Origin of the sequence: Rhodococcus sp. NPDC056960 (genome assembly GCF_042674125.1) — a bacterium.
Classification (GTDB): Bacteria; Actinomycetota; Actinomycetes; order Mycobacteriales; family Mycobacteriaceae; genus Rhodococcus_F.
On sequence record NZ_JBHURF010000093.1, the window covers coordinates 1 to 1,176 of the forward strand.

Sequence of the window (1,176 nt, forward strand, 5' to 3'; positions counted from 1 at the left end):
GGACCGAACCCACCAGGGTTGAAAACCGGGGGGATGACCTGTGGTTAGGGGTGAAAGGCCAATCAAACTCCGTGATAGCTGGTTCTCCCCGAAATGCATTTAGGTGCAGCGTCGTGTGTTTCTTGCCGGAGGTAGAGCACTGGATAGGCGATGGGCCCTACCGGGTTACTGACCTTAGCCAAACTCCGAATGCCGGTAAGTGAGAGCGCGGCAGTGAGACTGTGGGGGATAAGCTCCATGGTCGAGAGGGAAACAGCCCAGAGCATCGACTAAGGCCCCTAAGCGTACGCTAAGTGGGAAAGGATGTGGAGTCGCAGAGACAACCAGGAGGTTGGCTTAGAAGCAGCCACCCTTGAAAGAGTGCGTAATAGCTCACTGGTCAAGTGATTCCGCGCCGACAATGTAGCGGGGCTCAAGCGTACCGCCGAAGTCGTGTCATTGCAGATATACCCCCAACGGGGTCGTGATGGGTAGGGGAGCGTCGTGTGCCGGGTGAAGCAGCCGCGGAAGCGAGTTGTGGACGGTTCACGAGTGAGAATGCAGGCATGAGTAGCGATACACACGTGAGAAACGTGTGCGCCGATTGACTAAGGGTTCCTGGGTCAAGCTGATCTGCCCAGGGTAAGTCGGGACCTAAGGCGAGGCCGACAGGCGTAGTCGATGGACAACCGGTTGATATTCCGGTACCCGCTTTGAAACGCCCAATATCGAGCCCATTAATGCTAAGGCCGTGAAGCCGCCCTGGATCCTTCGGGTGAAGGGGAGTGGTGGAGCCGCTGACCCAAGGTGGTAGTAGGTAAGCGATGGGGTGACGCAGGAAGGTAGTCCAGCCCGGGCGGTGGTTGTCCCGGGGTAAGGGTGTAGGCCGTGTGATAGGTAAATCCGTCACACATTAAGGCTGAGACCTGATGCCGAGCCGATTGTGGTGAAGTGGATGATCCTATGCTGTCGAGAAAAGCCTCTAGCGAGTTTCATGGCGGCCCGTACCCTAAACCGACTCAGGTGGTCAGGTAGAGAATACCGAGGCGTTCGGGTGAACTATGGTTAAGGAACTCGGCAAAATGCCCCCGTAACTTCGGGAGAAGGGGGGCCATCACTGGTGAGGGAACTTGCTTCCTGAGCTGGGGGTGGCCGCAGAGACCAGCGAGAAGCGACTGTTTACTAAAAACACAGGTC

General features: G+C 57.0%; 1 rRNA gene. It reads left to right on the forward strand.

The features are described from left to right. Positions 1-1,176: ribosomal RNA gene (locus ACFTWF_RS45045) — 23S ribosomal RNA — on the forward strand; the annotation flags it as partial.